Annotated in this window: 11 protein-coding genes; 5 read left to right on the plus strand and 6 right to left on the minus strand. The window is 60.5% G+C overall.

Going from position 1 to position 16,803, the window contains the following annotated elements:
* Positions 1–34 precede the first annotated feature (34 nt).
* Entirely contained in the window at positions 35–508 is a 474-nt protein-coding gene (locus LOY51_RS21305; RefSeq protein ID WP_258642944.1) for an OsmC family protein, read from the plus strand.
* Positions 509–819: 311 nt separating this feature from the next.
* On the opposite strand, the gene LOY51_RS21310 is transcribed toward LOY51_RS21305, so the two are convergent.
* From LOY51_RS21310 to LOY51_RS21330, 5 genes are all read right to left on the minus strand, one after another.
* Positions 820–5,442 carry an ATP-binding protein gene (locus tag LOY51_RS21310; RefSeq protein ID WP_258642945.1) on the minus strand — a complete coding sequence of 1,541 codons (4,623 nt, stop codon included), beginning with the start codon at positions 5,440–5,442 and terminating at the stop codon, positions 820–822.
* Between the two features lie 153 nt (positions 5,443–5,595).
* On the minus strand, positions 5,596–7,173 hold the full coding sequence (gene guaA, locus LOY51_RS21315; protein ID WP_125859986.1) for a glutamine-hydrolyzing GMP synthase: 1,578 nt from the start codon (positions 7,171–7,173) through the stop codon (positions 5,596–5,598).
* Between the two features lie 126 nt (positions 7,174–7,299).
* Positions 7,300–8,769, minus strand: coding sequence for an IMP dehydrogenase (guaB, locus tag LOY51_RS21320; RefSeq protein ID WP_125465273.1), 1,470 nt, complete (start codon positions 8,767–8,769; stop codon positions 7,300–7,302).
* 147 nt (positions 8,770–8,916) lie between these two features.
* Positions 8,917–9,471 carry a sugar ABC transporter ATPase gene (locus LOY51_RS21325; protein ID WP_125859988.1) on the minus strand — a complete coding sequence of 185 codons (555 nt, stop codon included), beginning with the start codon at positions 9,469–9,471 and terminating at the stop codon, positions 8,917–8,919.
* 46 nt (positions 9,472–9,517) lie between these two features.
* Positions 9,518–10,273, minus strand: a complete 756-nt coding sequence (locus LOY51_RS21330) for a sulfite exporter TauE/SafE family protein (protein WP_125859990.1) — start codon at positions 10,271–10,273, stop codon at positions 9,518–9,520.
* 97 nt (positions 10,274–10,370) lie between these two features.
* Between LOY51_RS21330 and LOY51_RS21335 the strand changes: the two genes are divergently transcribed.
* On the plus strand, positions 10,371–11,252 hold the full coding sequence (locus LOY51_RS21335) for a LysR family transcriptional regulator (protein WP_258642948.1): 882 nt from the start codon (positions 10,371–10,373) through the stop codon (positions 11,250–11,252).
* Positions 11,253–11,257: 5 nt separating this feature from the next.
* Here LOY51_RS21335 and LOY51_RS21340 read toward each other — a convergent pair whose 3' ends face one another.
* Positions 11,258–12,022, minus strand: a complete 765-nt coding sequence (locus LOY51_RS21340) for an N-acetylmuramoyl-L-alanine amidase (RefSeq protein WP_125859994.1) — start codon at positions 12,020–12,022, stop codon at positions 11,258–11,260.
* A 138-nt stretch (positions 12,023–12,160) separates the two neighbouring features.
* Between LOY51_RS21340 and xseA the strand changes: the two genes are divergently transcribed.
* The 3 genes from xseA (at position 12,161) to leuA (ending at position 16,458) form a co-directional block, all read left to right on the plus strand.
* On the plus strand, positions 12,161–13,540 hold the full coding sequence (xseA, locus tag LOY51_RS21345; protein ID WP_125859996.1) for an exodeoxyribonuclease VII large subunit: 1,380 nt from the start codon (positions 12,161–12,163) through the stop codon (positions 13,538–13,540).
* 3 nt (positions 13,541–13,543) lie between these two features.
* On the plus strand, positions 13,544–14,371 hold the full coding sequence (locus LOY51_RS21350; protein WP_125859998.1) for a M23 family metallopeptidase: 828 nt from the start codon (positions 13,544–13,546) through the stop codon (positions 14,369–14,371).
* Positions 14,372–14,784: 413 nt separating this feature from the next.
* Entirely contained in the window at positions 14,785–16,458 is a 1,674-nt protein-coding gene (leuA, locus tag LOY51_RS21355) for a 2-isopropylmalate synthase (RefSeq protein WP_258642951.1), read from the plus strand.
* Positions 16,459–16,803: the final 345 nt, after the last annotated feature.

Genomic DNA, 16,803 nt, shown 5'->3' on the forward strand with positions numbered 1-16,803 from the left:
TCCTCCGGCCATACGCACTCACAAGGAGGGGGTCATGAAAGAGCATACCTACGCGCTGACCGTGAACTGGACCGGCAACACCGGCCAGGGCACCACCAGTTATACCGCTTACCAACGGGACTTCAGTGTCGAGGCCCAGGGCAAGCCAGCGCTGCCCGGCTCGGCCGACCCGGCTTTTCGTGGCGACCGCAGCCGCTGGAACCCCGAAGACCTGCTGCTCGCCTCGGTATCAGCCTGCCACAAGCTGTGGTACCTGCACCTGTGCGCGGTGAACAACGTGAATGTGCTGGCGTACATCGACAACCCAGAGGGCCGAATGGTCGAAGGCGATGGCGAACGCAAGGGGCATTTCACGGGCATCGTGCTGCGCCCGCAGGTAGTGGTGAGCAACGATTCGGATGCGCAAGTCGCCCTGCGCCTGCATGAAGACGCCCATCACGAATGCTTCATCGCCAACTCGGTGAACTTCCCGGTGCATTGTGAGGCAGTGATCAATCGCGAAGGCTGAGGCCAGATACGACAAGGGCGCCTTGCGGAGCCCTTGTGGCTCAACCTATTCCCACTCTATTATCAATAGGCACATATAAACCCTTGAAACCACACTCCTTAAAGCAACTGCTATTTCAAGATCATGAGAAATACCATGCTAGGGACTCCTCTTTAGGGTGATATCGCTAGAAACACCTTCCCAAGGCAACGCCGGTAAACGCTGACGTATCAACACCGGAATCCGGAGAACATCAGTCCATAATCGAACCGATTGGGATCAAGCAATGAGAGGCTAGGAAGCGAACGGGTTGAGCGGATACGGCTTAGGCCTTAACGGCGCAGCGCAAATGCCGCAGCATCCTCAGCGCCGTGCACCTCGGCGTCAAGCAGGCGCTCGTAGATCGTCATCGCACGAGTTTTGATCTCTATTGGTGAGCGCTGAAGTGCAATAACTAGCCCTATAAATTCGCCGTCGTACAACCCTCCAACGGTCCTATCCAACGATGTACGTGCAAGCTCAGTTGCAGCCTCTGCGATTTCAAGTACCAACATTTCAAAGCCTGGATAAAGCAACAGGTGCTGAAGCGAACGTACAAACAGCAGCCCCATCGATTCTCTGAGCAGATCAATATTTACTGCAACAGACGCCAGCAGGGCTCGCGTCATCTCATCGGGAGGTAGTCGCTCGCCACGATCTACAGCTGTAGATAGAGCATGAGCCTCGAACCCACTGACAATGCTGGCGACAGAAATGAGGTAGGCATGCGAGCGGCTTCGAATATCGTGATCAAGTTCACCCCACCCCGCTGCAGCCGCAAATAATACGCCAGATCTGGCGGAAATATCATTCCCACCCATAACCGCTTCGACTATCTCGCCCATCCCACAAGAAGCAGCGCCATCGACAATCACGCTAGCAGCAGAGAACTCACCACCGATCTGCCTTAGCTTATGATCGCTATGACTTATCCAGAAGTTGACAATCTCCTGCTGTAGGCTCGAATGCATGCGAGTGCGCAGGCGCCACAACGACTGGATTACAGCTGCGTCTTCAAACGCCGCTGGAAACCTCCGCCAGATCGCCCCAATCAGCTCGCCCACTCTTGTCGCATCTGCCCACCAAAGTTGATGCGACCTGAACATTAGGATCGCACTCCAGACCTCGGGATCTTCAGGATAAGTAACGTGTAGTTCCAACTCCGCCAGCCAACCATCGCAATCCACGCCGTCACGATGGATATATCCCGCAGCGATCGCTGACAGCAGCGTGAAATTGCGATGAGGGAGAAAATGCATCCCGCCGCCCCGGCCAAATAGCATGGCCTCAGGGCGTTGATCTGGTTTCTCATTCCGCTCACGATTGGATTTGTTTAACTCGGCATGACGTACAGTTTCTGCGGCCAACACATTGGGGTCGCGCTGCAGCCAGCCCTTGAGCAACTCGATGTCACGAGCCTCAAGACCTTTCAGGCGTTTAGCGAGTACCTCCATGGCACTGGCAACATCGTGGCGAAAGCTAGTCGACGAAAAACCTCGGGATTGGGCATCCCAAATCAAAATTTTTTGTGCCTGAGCGTCAACTGCCTCAACCGCCGACAACTCCCTAATCGCGGCGCCCATAACCTGCTCGTGCAGACGCGGTTCTAAACGCGGAATGATACGAAGAACACGATCTGGAAACGACTTCGCAAACGCGGCAAAAGCCCGAGACAACTCAGTAACACCGCCCTTCAGCCAGCGTTTCGGGTGCTCATGGCGGCCTGTATGGTCATTTACTGCATCGAACATTTTGATAATCGCATCGTCACTGGCTTTCGCCATCTGATCGTGGCTCATGGGTGATCCAACGAGCTGCGCCATCCTCCGACCGCCACGCTTTGCTTTTAGCGTGGGCTGTTCGACCTGCCACTCTTCAACTTGCCTACGACGACGGGGCGTCAGCACCTGCACAGGTAGTTCGGCAAGTAAACGCAACCTCCGCTCGTCAGACCAACGGAGAAATTGCCTTCGCAGGGCAGGTTCTCGCTCTTCCTGTAATTCTTCCTCCCAAGGCCCCCAAGCCTCAATGTAATCGCGCAACTGCTCAATATCAGCGAGAGAGAGGTAGGGAATGATCTGGGCAATTAGTGTGCTTGACGACCAACCGCAGATCACGTGGCCGACACTGCTTTCATCGTCAAACATGTCGCTACCTAGGTGAAGACGCCGCTGATCGGCCAGGAGAAACGTGAGCGCATACTCAGCAAATACAGCCGAATTCGCCGCTAGGGTATCGGCCACTAGCGACTGGACCTCGTCAATTTCCACATCCACAACAGTAACAAGCAAGGTGCGCACACCTAGCGGGTCAGATACTGCTGACTCTTCGAGCGCACTTCGCAGAAGCTGCGTCAAATGCCCCTGGCCAGAGTCATATTTCCAATCGTATGGAATAGATATCGATTGCGGATACCGACGCCCTGGCCGTCCATCACCAACCTCACGCGATGCCAAGCCGACAAACCAAGGCAGGAGCCGTTCGGCACAATAGAGCGGCGCGGCTGCCGCAATCATTTCAACACCATAAATCCTGATGCCGTTGTGTCGATCCGCAGGCTGCAACTCAGCCCATAATGAGATGAGATCTAAAGCAACGCGAGTATTACCGTTCTCATGCAAAGTCTTGGCGTAATGGGATATCGCCCAACCTGCCAACGTCGTTCGATTAAAGATCGTACGGACATGGGCGACTGCACGGTCGGTCGCAATACCAGAACGCTCAAAGAGATTAAACACGTCTCCGTCATGTGAAGCATCCGACCAATAGCGGTCGACCAGATCCATAACTTGCTTCGAGTCCTCATAAACTTCACGAACGAGTAGCATGGTCGCATTCCAGCGATGCTTTTCGTCCTGTAGAAGAAAAGGAAGTAGCGGCAGCACCCCTGACCTCCAGCACGGCCATCTTGTCGCTAGCTGCCTGAATGCCCGATTCGCAAGCGCATGATCGTTACGCGCCATCCAATCGACCCACGCAATATCACTTGCGCTCGGATCATCAGCACTCGCCAAATAATCGGCCACAAGATGGCGCAAATGTCTGCGTGTCTTCGGGTTTGGTAGCAACAAGCGAACAGACCCTTCATAGGAAGCTATATCAACCCTTCGCATGTGCTCAAGGCCGCGCAGGACTGTTCCCCGCGCAAATAACCCTTCTTGGCGACTCCAAGCGTAATCAGCCAACTCTTGTGCGGTTCGGAGCGTCTTAGCCTGAAAATCATCGAGCCAAGACTGATGACTGAATCCAATACTGGCGTCTTCACGGATGACAATGCCAATCGACTCGGCCCAACGCAGCATCTCGCTGTAGTCCGGGTCATAGTAAGCGGCCGGCCGCCAGAGGCTCTCATGCTGCGTCATGTCAGCTGCGAGTTGGCGCAAGAACGCCAGACACGACGCACGCGCGGCCCCTACAGGTAGTTTTTTGTCGAGCCATCGATCAAGTAAGTTTGCTGCTGTAAAATCTGCAGGATTCAAGCCAGATTTTACAAGATCGACGTATATACCCAGAGCAAAAGGTATGCGCAGCGCCTCCTTGAGACTATCCGGCACGACCGTGGAGTCGATACCAAGCTCACCAAGCAGTGTGGATATCCGCTCGAACGGAGGCAGAGTAAGTAGTAACTCATCCGCATCAAGCAACCTGAATCGAGCGTCAAACTTCGCCTCAAATGGTCGCGAAGAAACGATGACATGAATGGGAAGTTTATTACCCTCTTGACTCTCTGCCTCCTGTAGCCGAGACGCAAGGCGAAGTAAGACCTGCATGCGCTGTGAACTCTGGTCCATCACTTCACTGACAGCGTCAAGCTGATCAATGATCAGCACAACTGGGGCTTCAACCGCCAGCGAAAGAAGCTCCTGTTCGATATCACCTGACATACCAAGATCGCGAGCGAGGTCGGCGAAATTCACAATATTAGGGCTAAGCATGTCGGCCTTTATCGCTAGCACAATCTGGCCGCGGGCTTTGAGGGCACAATACAGCTCAGCGAGAAGTGCTGACTTCCCTGTCCCTGCTCCTCCAACGACCAGCGTGGAGCCTGCAGGATGCCGATTAATTCGCTGGATCAGATCGTCGAACTCTGGTCGTTCTATATGCTGCCCCCAAATCAGTTGAGGCCAGTCAGCCAGACCGCGCGACCCGCGCGTAATGTCTTCCTCAATATCAGCTCTGGTGAATGTTTGTGTGCTCTTTGAGATCAAACCAACTGCAGCGAACTGAGCCTCAATCATGGCCTCGGCATCCTCCACAGCCACGACAAGTTGAACTTTGAAAAACCGCCCACGGATAGCAGGGATGCACTCCAGTAACGCATCGAGGTCGACTGGTCTAAGAAGCTCATATCTCAGGTTCTTCAGAGCCGTCCTGATGCCTGGCATGACAACCTCGATCTTCAGCATCGAGAATGCTTCATACTTTTTAATGACGTCGGTAGCCAGATCTAAAAGCTCTGTTTCATTGGCAGTTAGCCAAGCCTGTGGCGCTTCGAAAAAGTCGGTTGTAGTGCTGGCAGGATCAGAAGCAAGGGCAAGAATGAATCGAAAACCGGCCGAGTCTGGCATAAGCGCCGGCTCAAGCATGACATTTAGAAGGAACTTGATTACCTCACGAAGCGTGTCCGGCCGGGTGAAACCACCCTTAACCTTTTTGCACTGAATAAGCCCAACTGGCCGTTCATCCTTCGTGAGCCAAACATCCCGCCCTTGATCAGCGCCTGTGACCATCAAGCGAGCATTGCTGTACCACGACGACTCAGATGCACGCCCTCGATAGATGCTATACAGGAGAAGTTCAAAATCAGCGTCCGTTAACGCAAGATAATTTGCTCTATCTGGTCCCACACGTCCTTCGTCTACTGCCTTGACATGATCGTACGCAACGTTAGCTTCATCATCTGTGAGGACTTTCATACTCGTCTTCCGTATTTGACGATATCCAACTACCGACAGAGAGCTGCTGCCAACACAATGCGGCACTTTCAATAGCGATAATAAACCATTACTGCAGGCATGAAAAAACCGGCCAAGGCCGGTTTCTTCATGCAGCCATACGGCGCTGCAGGATCATTCCCACTCGATAGTGGCAGGCGGCTTGCTCGACACGTCGTAGGTGACGCGGGAGATACCGGCGATTTCGTTGATGATGCGGCCGCTGACGGTTTCCAGCAGCTCGTACGGCAGGTGCGCCCAACGTGCGGTCATGAAGTCCACGGTCTCGACAGCGCGCAGCGCCACGACCCAGGCGTAGCGACGGCCATCGCCGACGACACCCACCGATTTGACCGGCTGGAACACCACGAAGGCCTGGCTGGTCTTGTGGTACCAGTCGGCCTTGCGCAGTTCTTCGATGAAGATGTGGTCGGCGCGACGCAGGATGTCGGCGTATTCCTTCTTCACTTCACCGAGGATACGCACGCCCAGGCCCGGGCCCGGGAACGGGTGGCGGTAGACCATGTCGTACGGCAGGCCCAGCTCCAGGCCGATCTTGCGCACTTCGTCCTTGAACAGTTCACGCAGCGGCTCGACCAGCTTGAGGTTCATCTCCTCCGGCAGGCCACCGACGTTGTGGTGCGACTTGATCACGTGGGCCTTGCCGCTCTTGGCGCCAGCCGACTCGATCACGTCGGGGTAGATGGTGCCCTGGGCGAGGAACTGGATGTTGTCCAGTTTGCTGGCTTCGGCGTCGAACACGTCGATGAAGGTGCGGCCGATGATCTTGCGTTTCTTCTCCGGGTCCGCTTCGCCTTCCAAGTTGTCGAGGAACTGCTTCTCGGCGTCGGCGCGGATCACCTTGACGCCCATGTTCTCCTTGAACATGGCCATCACCTGGTCGCCTTCGTGCAGACGCAGCAGGCCGTTGTCGACGAATACGCAGGTCAGCTGGTCGCCAATGGCGCGGTGCAGCAGCGCGGCAACCACGGAAGAGTCGACGCCGCCGGACAGGCCCAGCAGGACGTTGGCCGAACCGACCTGCTCACGCACCTGGGCGATGGCGTCTTCGACGATGTTCGACGGGGTCCACAGGGCTTCGCAGCCACAGATGTCCTGGACGAAGCGCGAGAGGATGCGGCCGCCCTGCTTGGTGTGGGTCACTTCCGGGTGGAACTGCACGCCGTAGTAGCCCAGGGCATCGTCGTACATGCCGGCGATCGGGCAGCTCGGGGTGCTGGCCAGCACGCTGAAGTTGCCTGGCATCTGGGTGACCTTGTCGCCGTGGCTCATCCACACGTCCAGGCCCAGTACGCCGTCATCGTCGACGTGGTCTTCGATACCGTCGAGCAGGCGGCTCTTGCCAACCACGTCAACGCGGGCATAGCCGAACTCGCGCAGCTCGGAACCTTCGACCTTGCCACCCATCTGTTCGGCCATGGTCTGCATGCCGTAGCAGATGCCCAGCACCGGCACTTTCAGGTCGAACACGGCCTGTGGCGCGCGCGGGCTGTTGGCTTCGTGGACCGACTCGGGGCCGCCAGCGAGGATGATGCCGCGCGGGTTGAATTCGCGGATCGCTTCATCGTCCATGTCGAACGGGTGCAGCTCGCAGTACACGCCGATTTCGCGCACGCGGCGGGCGATCAGCTGGGTGTACTGGGAACCGAAATCGAGGATCAGGATGCGGTGAGCGTGAATGTCGAGGGCCATGACTCAATCTCTGATGCAGCTGCATGCTTCAAGCCGCAAGCTGCAAGTTGATCGGGGAAAACGCGGTAGTTGCAGAAGGGCAACTACCGCTTGTAGCTTGAAGCTTGTCGCTTACCGCTGGAGGCGTTAGCCGACCCGGTAGTTAGGGGCTTCTTTGGTGATCTGCACGTCATGCACGTGGGACTCGGCCATGCCGGCACCGGTGATGCGCACGAACTCCGGTTTGGTACGCATCTCTTCGATGGTCGCGCTGCCGGTGTAGCCCATGGACGAACGCAGGCCGCCCATCAGCTGGTGGATGATCGCCGACAGGGCGCCTTTGTATGGCACGCGGCCTTCGATCCCCTCGGGAACAAGCTTCTCGGCACCGGCCGAGGAGTCCTGGAAGTAACGGTCGGAGGAGCCTTGCGCCTGCGCCATGGCGCCCAGCGAGCCCATGCCGCGGTAAGCCTTGTACGAACGGCCCTGGAACAGCTCGACTTCACCCGGGGCTTCTTCGGTACCGGCGAACATCGAACCCATCATCACGCAGGAAGCACCGGCAACGATGGCCTTGGACAGGTCACCGGAGAAGCGGATGCCGCCGTCGGCGATCAGTGGCACACCGGTGCCTTCCAGCGCAGCGGCGACGTTGGCGATGGCGCTGATCTGCGGCACGCCGACGCCGGCAACGATACGGGTGGTGCAGATCGAGCCTGGGCCGATACCGACCTTGACGGCGTCAGCGCCCGCTTCGGCCAGGGCCTTGGCAGCAGCGCCGGTGGCGATGTTGCCGCCGATCACCTGCACTTGCGGGTAGGTTTCTTTCACCCAACGTACGCGGTCGATCACGCCTTTGGAGTGACCGTGGGCGGTGTCGACCACCACCACGTCAACGCCGGCAGCAACCAGGGCGGCAACGCGCTCGCCGGTGTCCTTGCCGGTGCCGACGGCAGCGCCGACGCGCAGGCGACCCTGGTCGTCCTTGCTCGCCAGTGGGTAGGCCTTGGCTTTTTCGATGTCCTTGACGGTCATCATGCCCTTGAGCGCGAACTTGTCGTCGACGATCAGGACTTTTTCCAGACGGTGCTTGTGCAGCAGCTCGCGGACTTCGTTCTTGTCGGCGCCTTCGCGCACGGTGACCAGGCGCTCTTTAGGCGTCATCACGTCGCGGACCTTGGCGTCCAGGCGGGTTTCGAAGCGCACGTCACGGGAGGTGACGATGCCTACCAGGTCGCCGTTGGCCAGCACCGGAACGCCCGAGATGTTGTTCAGGCGGGTCAGGTCGAACAGGTCGCGCACGGTGGCGTCGGCGTCGATGGTGATCGGGTCCTTGACCACGCCAGCCTCGAACTTCTTGACCTTGCGCACTTCGCCGGCCTGCTGCTCGATGGTCATGTTCTTGTGGATGATGCCGATGCCGCCTTCCTGGGCCATGGCGATGGCCAGACGCGCTTCGGTCACGGTATCCATGGCGGCGGAAACAAGGGGAATGTTCAGCTCGATGCCACGAGTCAAACGGGTCTTGAGACTGACTTCATTGGGCAGTACCTCGGAATAACCAGGTACAAGGAGGATATCGTCGAAAGTCAGGGCTTCTTGGCTGATACGCAGCATCGCGGGGGCTCCCGGGAGGGAAAAATGGAAGCGCGCCATTATACTCATCCACGGCGCGCCGCTCAATGCAATTCAAGCTTCAAGTTACAAGCGGCAAGCTACAAGAATCAGCGTCTGGACAAAGCGCGCATGCTTGATGCTTGCGGCTTAAAGCTTGCAGCTGACTTGTACCACCGCCACCGGCTGATCGAGCCAGTCGGCAAAGCTGTCGAGGAAGGCCTGGGTAAACCCGGCCTCGCCCCAGTTGTTGAAGATGAACCCCAGGTTGGAAAAGGCACATGGCTGCAGGTAAAGGAAGCCATTGATGTCGTCCTCGAAGCCGCACAACGGGCAGGTGAAGTTGTCGCTCACCCCCGGTGTCCACTCCTCCAGGCTCTCGAACAGCGGCTCGCCGACCTCGCGCCGGCACTCCGGGCAGCCAGCTTCTTCGAGGAAACCGTCGGTGGGGGTGTAGATGCACCGCTTGAGCACCACCTCAAGGCCGTTGACCTGCTCGCCGAAGGGCAGTTTCTCCGGGTGCAGGGCCACCTTGCGCGCGCCCTCGGCCAGGGCATGGCCCATTCGGTTGCCGGTACGCCCACAGGTGGTCAGCTGCTCCTCGACGATCTTCTCGCGCACCAGCCAGCGCAGGATGGCCCTTGAGCGGGCTTCGTGGGACGGCACGGTGGACAGTTTGGGGACGATGATGCTTTGGGTGTTCATGAACGAAACGCGCCTGCGGACTGCGGTAATGGCGCAATTCTACCGCTCACGCGCCCAGGTAGCGACCGATCAACGCCAGGCCGCTGGCCAGCACCAGCCAGGTGACCAGGCGCACGAAGGCTTCGCGGGACAACTTCAGGGTCAACCGCCTGCCAACCCACAGCCCGAGGAACATCACCGGTAGCAGGCAGGCGGCCAGCAACAGCAGGCTGGTATCGGCATACACACCGGCGATCAGGAACAGCGACAGGCGTACCACCGTGCTGCAACTAATCAATGCGCTCTGGGTCGCCCGCACCTGCTCCTTGGCCTCCAGCCGTGCGCTGAGGTAGATCGCGTATAAAAAACCACCACTGCCGAACATGGCGCCGAACAATCCACCCACCGTGCCCATGGGCACCGCCCAGGCGCCCGACAGCCTCGCCGGCCTCACCTTCACCGCCAGGCCGTAGACCGCGTAAGCGGTGACGAACAGCCCCATCAGCAACAGCAGCACATCCGACTTCAGGCGCAGCAGGAACACCACGCCCAGCGTGCAGCCCACGCCCATGAACGGCAGCAGCCTCAGCAGTTCGCCGCGCACCACGTCGCGCCGCGACGGCAGCAAGTTGCCGAAGGCGGCGACGAAGTCCAGCAGCACCAGCAACGGAACGATCCGCGACAATGGCATGAAATGGATCAGCACGGGGCCGGCGACCAGCGCAGTGCCGAAGCCGGCGATGCCGAAGACGATATAGGCCACCCCCACACCGAGCAGAATGGGTAGCCAGTCGAGCATGGAAAACGAAAGTTGAGCGAGCATTGCGGCAGTTCCTCGGGAGACCCCAGAAGGTTAGCCAGCGACAAGCCATGCCGACTAATATGCCTTTACGCCATGAGCCATCTGAAAAAGGCATGACATGACCTCGATTCGCCAACTGCGCTATTTCGTCGAAATCGCCGAGGCCGGCAGTTTCAGTGCCGCCGCCGAGCGGCTGTACATCGCCCAGTCGGCACTCAGCCGTCAGATCAAGGAACTGGAGCTGCACCTGGGGTCCGCGCTGTTCGAACGTACCGCCCGCCAGCCACGGCTGACCGCCGCTGGGCTGGCCTTCCTCGACCGCGCCCGACGCCTGCTGGCCGACCTGGACAAGGCCGAACGCCTGGCCCGCGAGGTGGGCCAGGGCCTGCGCGGCAACCTGCGGCTGAACCACTCCAGTACCGTGCCGCTGACAGGGCAGCTGCTGCAGCGCCTCGGCAGCTACCTCGAGGACAACCCCGGCGTCTCCCTGGAGATCGCCCAGCAATCGTCGGAGGCGCAACTGGAAGACATCGCCGAAGGCCGCCTGGAGATCGGCCTGCTGCGCCTGCCGGTGCTGCGTCAGCACGAGGGCGTGGAGCTGCATGCACTGTTCGACGAGCCCCTGCTGCTGGCGCTGGCGGCAAGCCACCCACTGGCCACGGTCGGCAGTGTTCGGCTGGGGCAACTGCGCGAGGAACGCTTCATTTCCATACCCCATCGTCAGCGCGGCGGGTTGAGCTACCTGTCGGCGTCGTTGTGCATGAACGAGGGATTCTTCCCCCAGGCGGCGCAGGTGGTGTCGCGCAAGACCACGCAACTGCAGCTGATCCAGGCCGGGTTCGGGGTGGCGTTGCTGCCCCTGAGCATGCGCGAGATCGCCCCGCCCTCGGTCACCTTCGTGCCGCTGGCCGAGGCCTGCCAGAGCACCGTGGCCCTGGCCTGCCGACGCGACGCGGGAGCGCTGTCGAGAAAGCTGCTGGACAGCCTGCGCTCGCCATAGGGCGATCAGGGCATGTAGCGCTCCGCCAGCGCAAAGGCGATCGCCGCGGTCTCGGCATCCAGCACACCGTCAAAGTTGCCCGGCCGGAAATGCAGCTGGAACGCCCTGAGCAAGGCTCGCACCTGGGCCGGACCGGGGCTGGTCGGGAAGCTGTACCCGTACGTACGCAGCTTGTCGAGGACGACCTCGAGCTGCGGCAGGCAACCCGCAAACCGCTGCTGGTAGTGCGCCTTGCGTGCCTCGTCGTACCAGGCACCGATACCGGCCTGGTGCAGGGCCTGCCAGGGGAAAGCGGCGCCAGGGTCGCTCTTGCGGCCAATGGCAATGTCGCTATGGCCGACCACCTGGGTCGGCGTGATGTCCGGATAACGCTGCAGGATCGCCTGGCAAAGTTGGATCAAGGCTTCCACCTGCTGGGGGTGATAGGGCGGGAACATGAGCTGGCCGTTGCTCACCGACGCCTGGTTGACGATCTCGATGCCGATCGACGTATCGTTCAGGTTGCTGCGTCCTGCCCAGCCGCTGACACCTGCGTGCCAGGCACGCTCGTTCTCGTCGACGAGGCTGAAGGTGCGCATGGCGTCAAAACCTGCTCTCGCGAAGCTCGGATCGGACGGGTCGGGCACCAGGTAATGGGCGCTGACCTGAGTGCCGTTGACCAGCGCATTGATCGAGCCGTTGAAATTGACGGCTGTGTAATGCAGCACGAGGAATCGCACCCGTCGGTTGGAAGCCTTGGAGCGGTAGGTGTGGGCGTCTATGGGGTACATGGCGGATCTCCTCATGGAGTCAGGCGCCCAGACTGCATCGCCGGGTGTCGGGGCCGGCAGCCGGAAATGCTCCCAAGGTTGGGCGTGCCAGCAGCCGGCACAGTGCATCCGCGCGACGGCTCCTTTATGATGCCCGGCATGATCAGAGACCCTTTCGAACGACTCGGCCTGGACCGCGAGGTCCTCACCGTCAGCCAACTCAACGGCCGCGCCCGCGTGCTGCTCGAGGACGTGTTCCGCAGCGTCTGGGTGGAAGGCGAGATTTCCAACCTCGCCCGCCCGGCATCCGGCCACCTGTATTTCACCCTCAAGGACAGCGGCGCGCAGATCCGCTGCGCGCTGTTCCGCCAGAACGCCCTGCGCGTGCGCCAAGCGCTGCGCGACGGCCTGGCGGTCAAGGTGCGCGGCAAAGTCTCGCTGTTCGAAGGCCGTGGCGACTACCAACTGATCCTCGACACCGTCGAACCAGCCGGTGACGGCGCCCTGCGCCTGGCCTTCGAGGCCCTTAAGGAAAAACTCGGCGCCGAAGGCCTGTTCAGCACCGAGCGCAAAAAAGCCTTGCCGGTGCATCCGCAACGCATCGGCATCATCACCTCGCCCACCGGCGCTGTGATCCGCGACATCATCAGCGTGTTCGGCCGCCGTGCGCCGCAGGTCGAGCTGAACCTGATCCCCACCGCAGTGCAGGGCCGTGAGGCCATCGGGCAGATCGTCCGCGCCCTGCAGCTGGCCGACCGCCAGGGTTTCGATGCGCTGATCCTGGCCCGTGGCGGTGGCTCGCTGGAAGACCTCTGGTGCTTCAACGAAGAAGCCGTGGCTCGCGCCGTGGCGGCGTGCGTGACGCCTATCGTCAGTGCCGTGGGCCATGAAACCGACGTGTCGATCAGCGACTTCGTCGCCGACGTGCGCGCCCCCACCCCGTCGGCCGCCGCCGAACTGCTGGCGCCCGACAGCAGCGGCCTGCAGCAGCGCCTCGACAGCCTGCAGCGGCGCCTGTTGCTGCGCATCCAAAACCGCCTGGCCCACGACCGCCTGCGCGTCGATGGCCTGGCCCGGCGCCTGCGCCACCCGGGCGAGCGCCTGCGCCAGCAGGCACAGCGCCTGGATGACCTGGACATGCGCATGCGCCGCGCCTTCATGCTCAGCCTGCAACGCCGCCACGAGCGCCTGGGCCGTCTCGACACCCGCCTGGCCGCGCAACACCCAGGCCGTTCGCTGAAGCTGCTCAAGCAACGCCTGGACAGCCTTGGCGAACGCCTGCCACGGGCCATGCGCGAAGTGCTCAAGGACCGTCGCCAGCGCTTCCAGGCGCAACTGCAGACCCTGCAGGTGGTCAGCCCGCTGGCGACCCTGGCCCGTGGCTACAGCATCCTGCTCGACGAACGCGGCCAGGCCATTCGCAGCGCCGCCCAGACCCACAACGGCCAGCGCCTGACCGCCCGCCTCAACGAAGGCGAGCTCAAGGTGCGGGTCGAGGACAACCACCAGACTCCGGTCACCCTTTCGCTACTGGACTGACACATGCCTCGCCTGCTCGCTCCCCTGCTTGCCCTGTTCCTGCTGCTGCCGGTCACCGCTGCCCAGGCCAGCTACATCACCCGCACCCTCGACAAGCCGGTGCCCGGCGGCGTCGCGGTGGTCGACCTTGGCCCTTCGGCCAGCGCCCCGAGCGCGCGCTTCGATGGCAAGCCGGTGCTGGTGATCAAGGAGCAGGACACCTGGCTGGCCATCGTCGGCATCCCGCTGACGCAAAAGCCCGGCAACGCCGTGCTCACCCAGGGCGGCCGCACCCTGCCCTTCACCGTCGGCAGCAAGAAGTACCCCGAACAGCACATCACCCTGAAGAACAAGCGCCAGGTCAACCCCGAGCCCGACGACCTCAAGCGCATCGAGCGCGAACTGGCCGAGCAAGTAAAGGCCTACCGCAGCTTCAGCCCCATGCTGCCGAGCAATCTGATCCTCGACAAGCCGGTCAATGGCCCGCTGTCGAGCAAGTTCGGCGTGCGCCGTTTCTTCAATGGCGAAGAGCGCAACCCCCACGCCGGGCTGGACTTCGCCGTGCCCGCCGGCACGCCGATCAAGACCCCGGCTAATGGCAAGGTGATCCTGGTGGGCGATTACTTCTTCAATGGCCGCACGGTGTTCGTCGACCATGGCCAAGGTTTCATCAGCATGTTCTGCCACATGTCGAAGATCGACGTTAAGCCAGGCCAGGTGCTGCGCCGTGGCGAAGTGGTCGGGCGAGTGGGCTCGACCGGGCGCGCCACCGGGCCGCACATGCACTGGAACGTCAGCCTCAATGATGCGCGGGTCGATCCGGCGATTTTCATTGGTGCGTTCCAACCCTGAAATCGGCATCCCCCCATTCGCGGGTAAACCCGCTCCCACAGGCACAGTGACACCTGTGGGAGCGGGTTTACCCGCGAAGAGGCCAGCACTGCCACCCGCAGAGCCCATGTCTTGCGCCATCCAAAAATACTGCGCAACGACACAAACAAAACAAACAACAACCAGCCATAAAATCTCGCAAATCCTGTTTTTTTAAGCATTCCTCTCAATTTTTTCTGAAGCCTTGCCATCCCCCACCCCACTGGTTAGGGTTGAGCACATGAAAACCTTCAGCACCCTCATCCTTCTCCGACAACATCGCAGCCTCTGCCTGGTCAGTGCACGACTACCAGGTTGAATCGCGTCGCCTCGCCTTTTCATCTCGTTATCGTTTGGCAGGCCCGATTTCGGCCGCACATAAAAGGATTGCTTCCATGACCATGCTCAAAGACCCTTCGAAGAAATACCGCGCCTTCCCGACCATCGACCTGCCCGACCGCACCTGGCCGTCGAAAACCATCACCCAGGCGCCGATCTGGTGCAGCTCCGACCTGCGTGATGGCAACCAGTCGCTGATCGAGCCGATGGATTCGGAGAAGAAGCTGCGTTTCTGGAAGACCCTGGTGCAGGTCGGCGTGAAGGAAATCGAAGCCTCGTTCCCGTCGGCATCGCAAACCGACTTCGACTTCGTGCGCACCCTGATCGAAGACGGCCACATCCCGGACGACACCACCATCCAGGTGCTCACTCAAGCCCGTGAAGACCTGATCGCCCGCACCTTCGAATCCCTGCGCGGCGCCAAGAAGGCCATCGTCCACCTGTACAACGCCACCTGCCCGTCGTTCCGCCGCATCGTCTTCAACCAGGACAAGCAGGGCGTCAAGGACATCGCGGTCAACGCCGCCAAGCTGTTCGTCAAATACGCCGCCCAGCAGCCGGAAACCCACTGGACCTTCCAGTACTCGCCAGAGACCTTCAGCGCCACCGAGCTGGAATTCGCCAAAGAGGTGTGCGACGCGGTGATCGAGGTGTGGAACCCGACCCCTGAGCACAAGGTCATCCTCAACCTGCCGGCCACCGTCGAAGTCGCCACGCCGAACATCTACGCCGACCAGATCGAATGGTTCTGCCGCAATGTCAGCCGCCGCGACAGCGTGATCATCAGCCTGCACTGCCACAACGACCGTGGCACCGGCATCGCCGCCACCGAGTTGGGCCTGATGGCCGGCGCCGACCGTGCCGAAGGCTGCCTGTTCGGCAACGGCGAGCGCACCGGCAACGTCGACCTGGTGACCCTGGCGTTGAACCTCTACACCCAGGGCATCGACCCACAGCTGGACTTCTCCGACATCGACGGCGTGCGCAAGGTCGTCGAAGAGTGCAACCAGTTGCCGGTGCACCCACGTCACCCGTACGTCGGCGACCTGGTCCACACCGCCTTCTCCGGCTCGCACCAGGATGCCATCCGCAAAGGCTTCGCCAAGCAGCAGGAAGGCGAATTGTGGGAAGTGCCATACCTGCCGATCGACCCGGCCGACATCGGCCGCAGCTACGAGGCGGTGATCCGCGTCAACAGCCAGTCGGGCAAGGGCGGCATCACCTACCTGCTCGAGCAGGAGTACGGCATCAGCCTGCCGCGCCGCATGCAGATCGAGTTCAGCCAGGTGGTCCAAGGCGAGACCGACCGCCTGGGCCTGGAAATGACCGCCAAGCAGATTTACACCCTGCTGCAAAAGGAATACCTGCAAGCCAATGCGCCGTACGCGCTGGTCAGCCACCGCCTGCAGGAAGAGAACGGCAGCAGCCACGTGCAGGTGGAAGTTTCCGGTGAAGGCGAGACCACCCTGCACTGGCACGGTAAAGGCAATGGCGCCCTGGAAGCCTTGGTGGCCGGCCTGCCGGTGGCCGTGGAAATCATGGACTACAACGAGCACGCCATCGGCGCCGGCACCAACGCCAAAGCCGCGGCCTACATCGAGCTGCGCGTTGCCGGCGGTCGCCCGGTGCACGGCGTGGGCATCGACGAGAACATCACCACCGCAAGCTTCAAGGCACTGTTCAGCGCGCTGAACCGCTCCCTGAGCCAGCAGGAAGCCAAGGCGGCGTAAACCCGCCCTGCTCGCCTGCAAACCCGCATCCTCGGATGCGGGTTTTTTTATGCCCGGAATATCCAGCAAGGTGCGTCAGACAACGCCGTCATTTCGCCATGGCGAAAAATTTGCAGGATGCCTTGGATCAAGCGGCGCAGCCGGCTGCCTACAGGGAAGCACAATGCAGGCAGCCTGCTTTACAACCCCCGATCAAAGCTTATTAAGTCGCTGATGCACTGATATGGATCAATACTTTATTACTTGAACTAAATAAGTGCATTTTCATTAGTCAAAACCTGTCGCTACTTACTCTTTATTAGTGCAACACAATAAAAGTAAAATAGTGGCAGCGAGCCATCAAAC

Source organism: Pseudomonas sichuanensis (assembly GCF_024749065.1).
Taxonomy (GTDB): Bacteria; Pseudomonadota; Gammaproteobacteria; order Pseudomonadales; family Pseudomonadaceae; genus Aquipseudomonas; species Aquipseudomonas sichuanensis.

Excerpts from the sequence above, each read along its gene's own strand:
- LOY51_RS21305 (WP_258642944.1), top strand. The coding sequence starts at position 35 with ATGAAAGAGCATACCTACGCGCTGACCGTGAACTGGACCGGCAACACC.
- LOY51_RS21310 (WP_258642945.1), bottom strand. The coding sequence starts at position 5,442 with ATGAAAGTCCTCACAGATGATGAAGCTAACGTTGCGTACGATCATGTC.
- guaA (WP_125859986.1), bottom strand. The coding sequence starts at position 7,173 with ATGGCCCTCGACATTCACGCTCACCGCATCCTGATCCTCGATTTCGGT.
- guaB (WP_125465273.1), bottom strand. The coding sequence starts at position 8,769 with ATGCTGCGTATCAGCCAAGAAGCCCTGACTTTCGACGATATCCTCCTT.
- LOY51_RS21325 (WP_125859988.1), bottom strand. The coding sequence starts at position 9,471 with ATGAACACCCAAAGCATCATCGTCCCCAAACTGTCCACCGTGCCGTCC.
- LOY51_RS21330 (WP_125859990.1), bottom strand. The coding sequence starts at position 10,273 with ATGCTCGCTCAACTTTCGTTTTCCATGCTCGACTGGCTACCCATTCTG.
- LOY51_RS21335 (WP_258642948.1), top strand. The coding sequence starts at position 10,371 with ATGACCTCGATTCGCCAACTGCGCTATTTCGTCGAAATCGCCGAGGCC.
- LOY51_RS21340 (WP_125859994.1), bottom strand. The coding sequence starts at position 12,022 with ATGTACCCCATAGACGCCCACACCTACCGCTCCAAGGCTTCCAACCGA.
- xseA (WP_125859996.1), top strand. The coding sequence starts at position 12,161 with ATGATCAGAGACCCTTTCGAACGACTCGGCCTGGACCGCGAGGTCCTC.
- LOY51_RS21350 (WP_125859998.1), top strand. The coding sequence starts at position 13,544 with ATGCCTCGCCTGCTCGCTCCCCTGCTTGCCCTGTTCCTGCTGCTGCCG.
- leuA (WP_258642951.1), top strand. The coding sequence starts at position 14,785 with ATGACCATGCTCAAAGACCCTTCGAAGAAATACCGCGCCTTCCCGACC.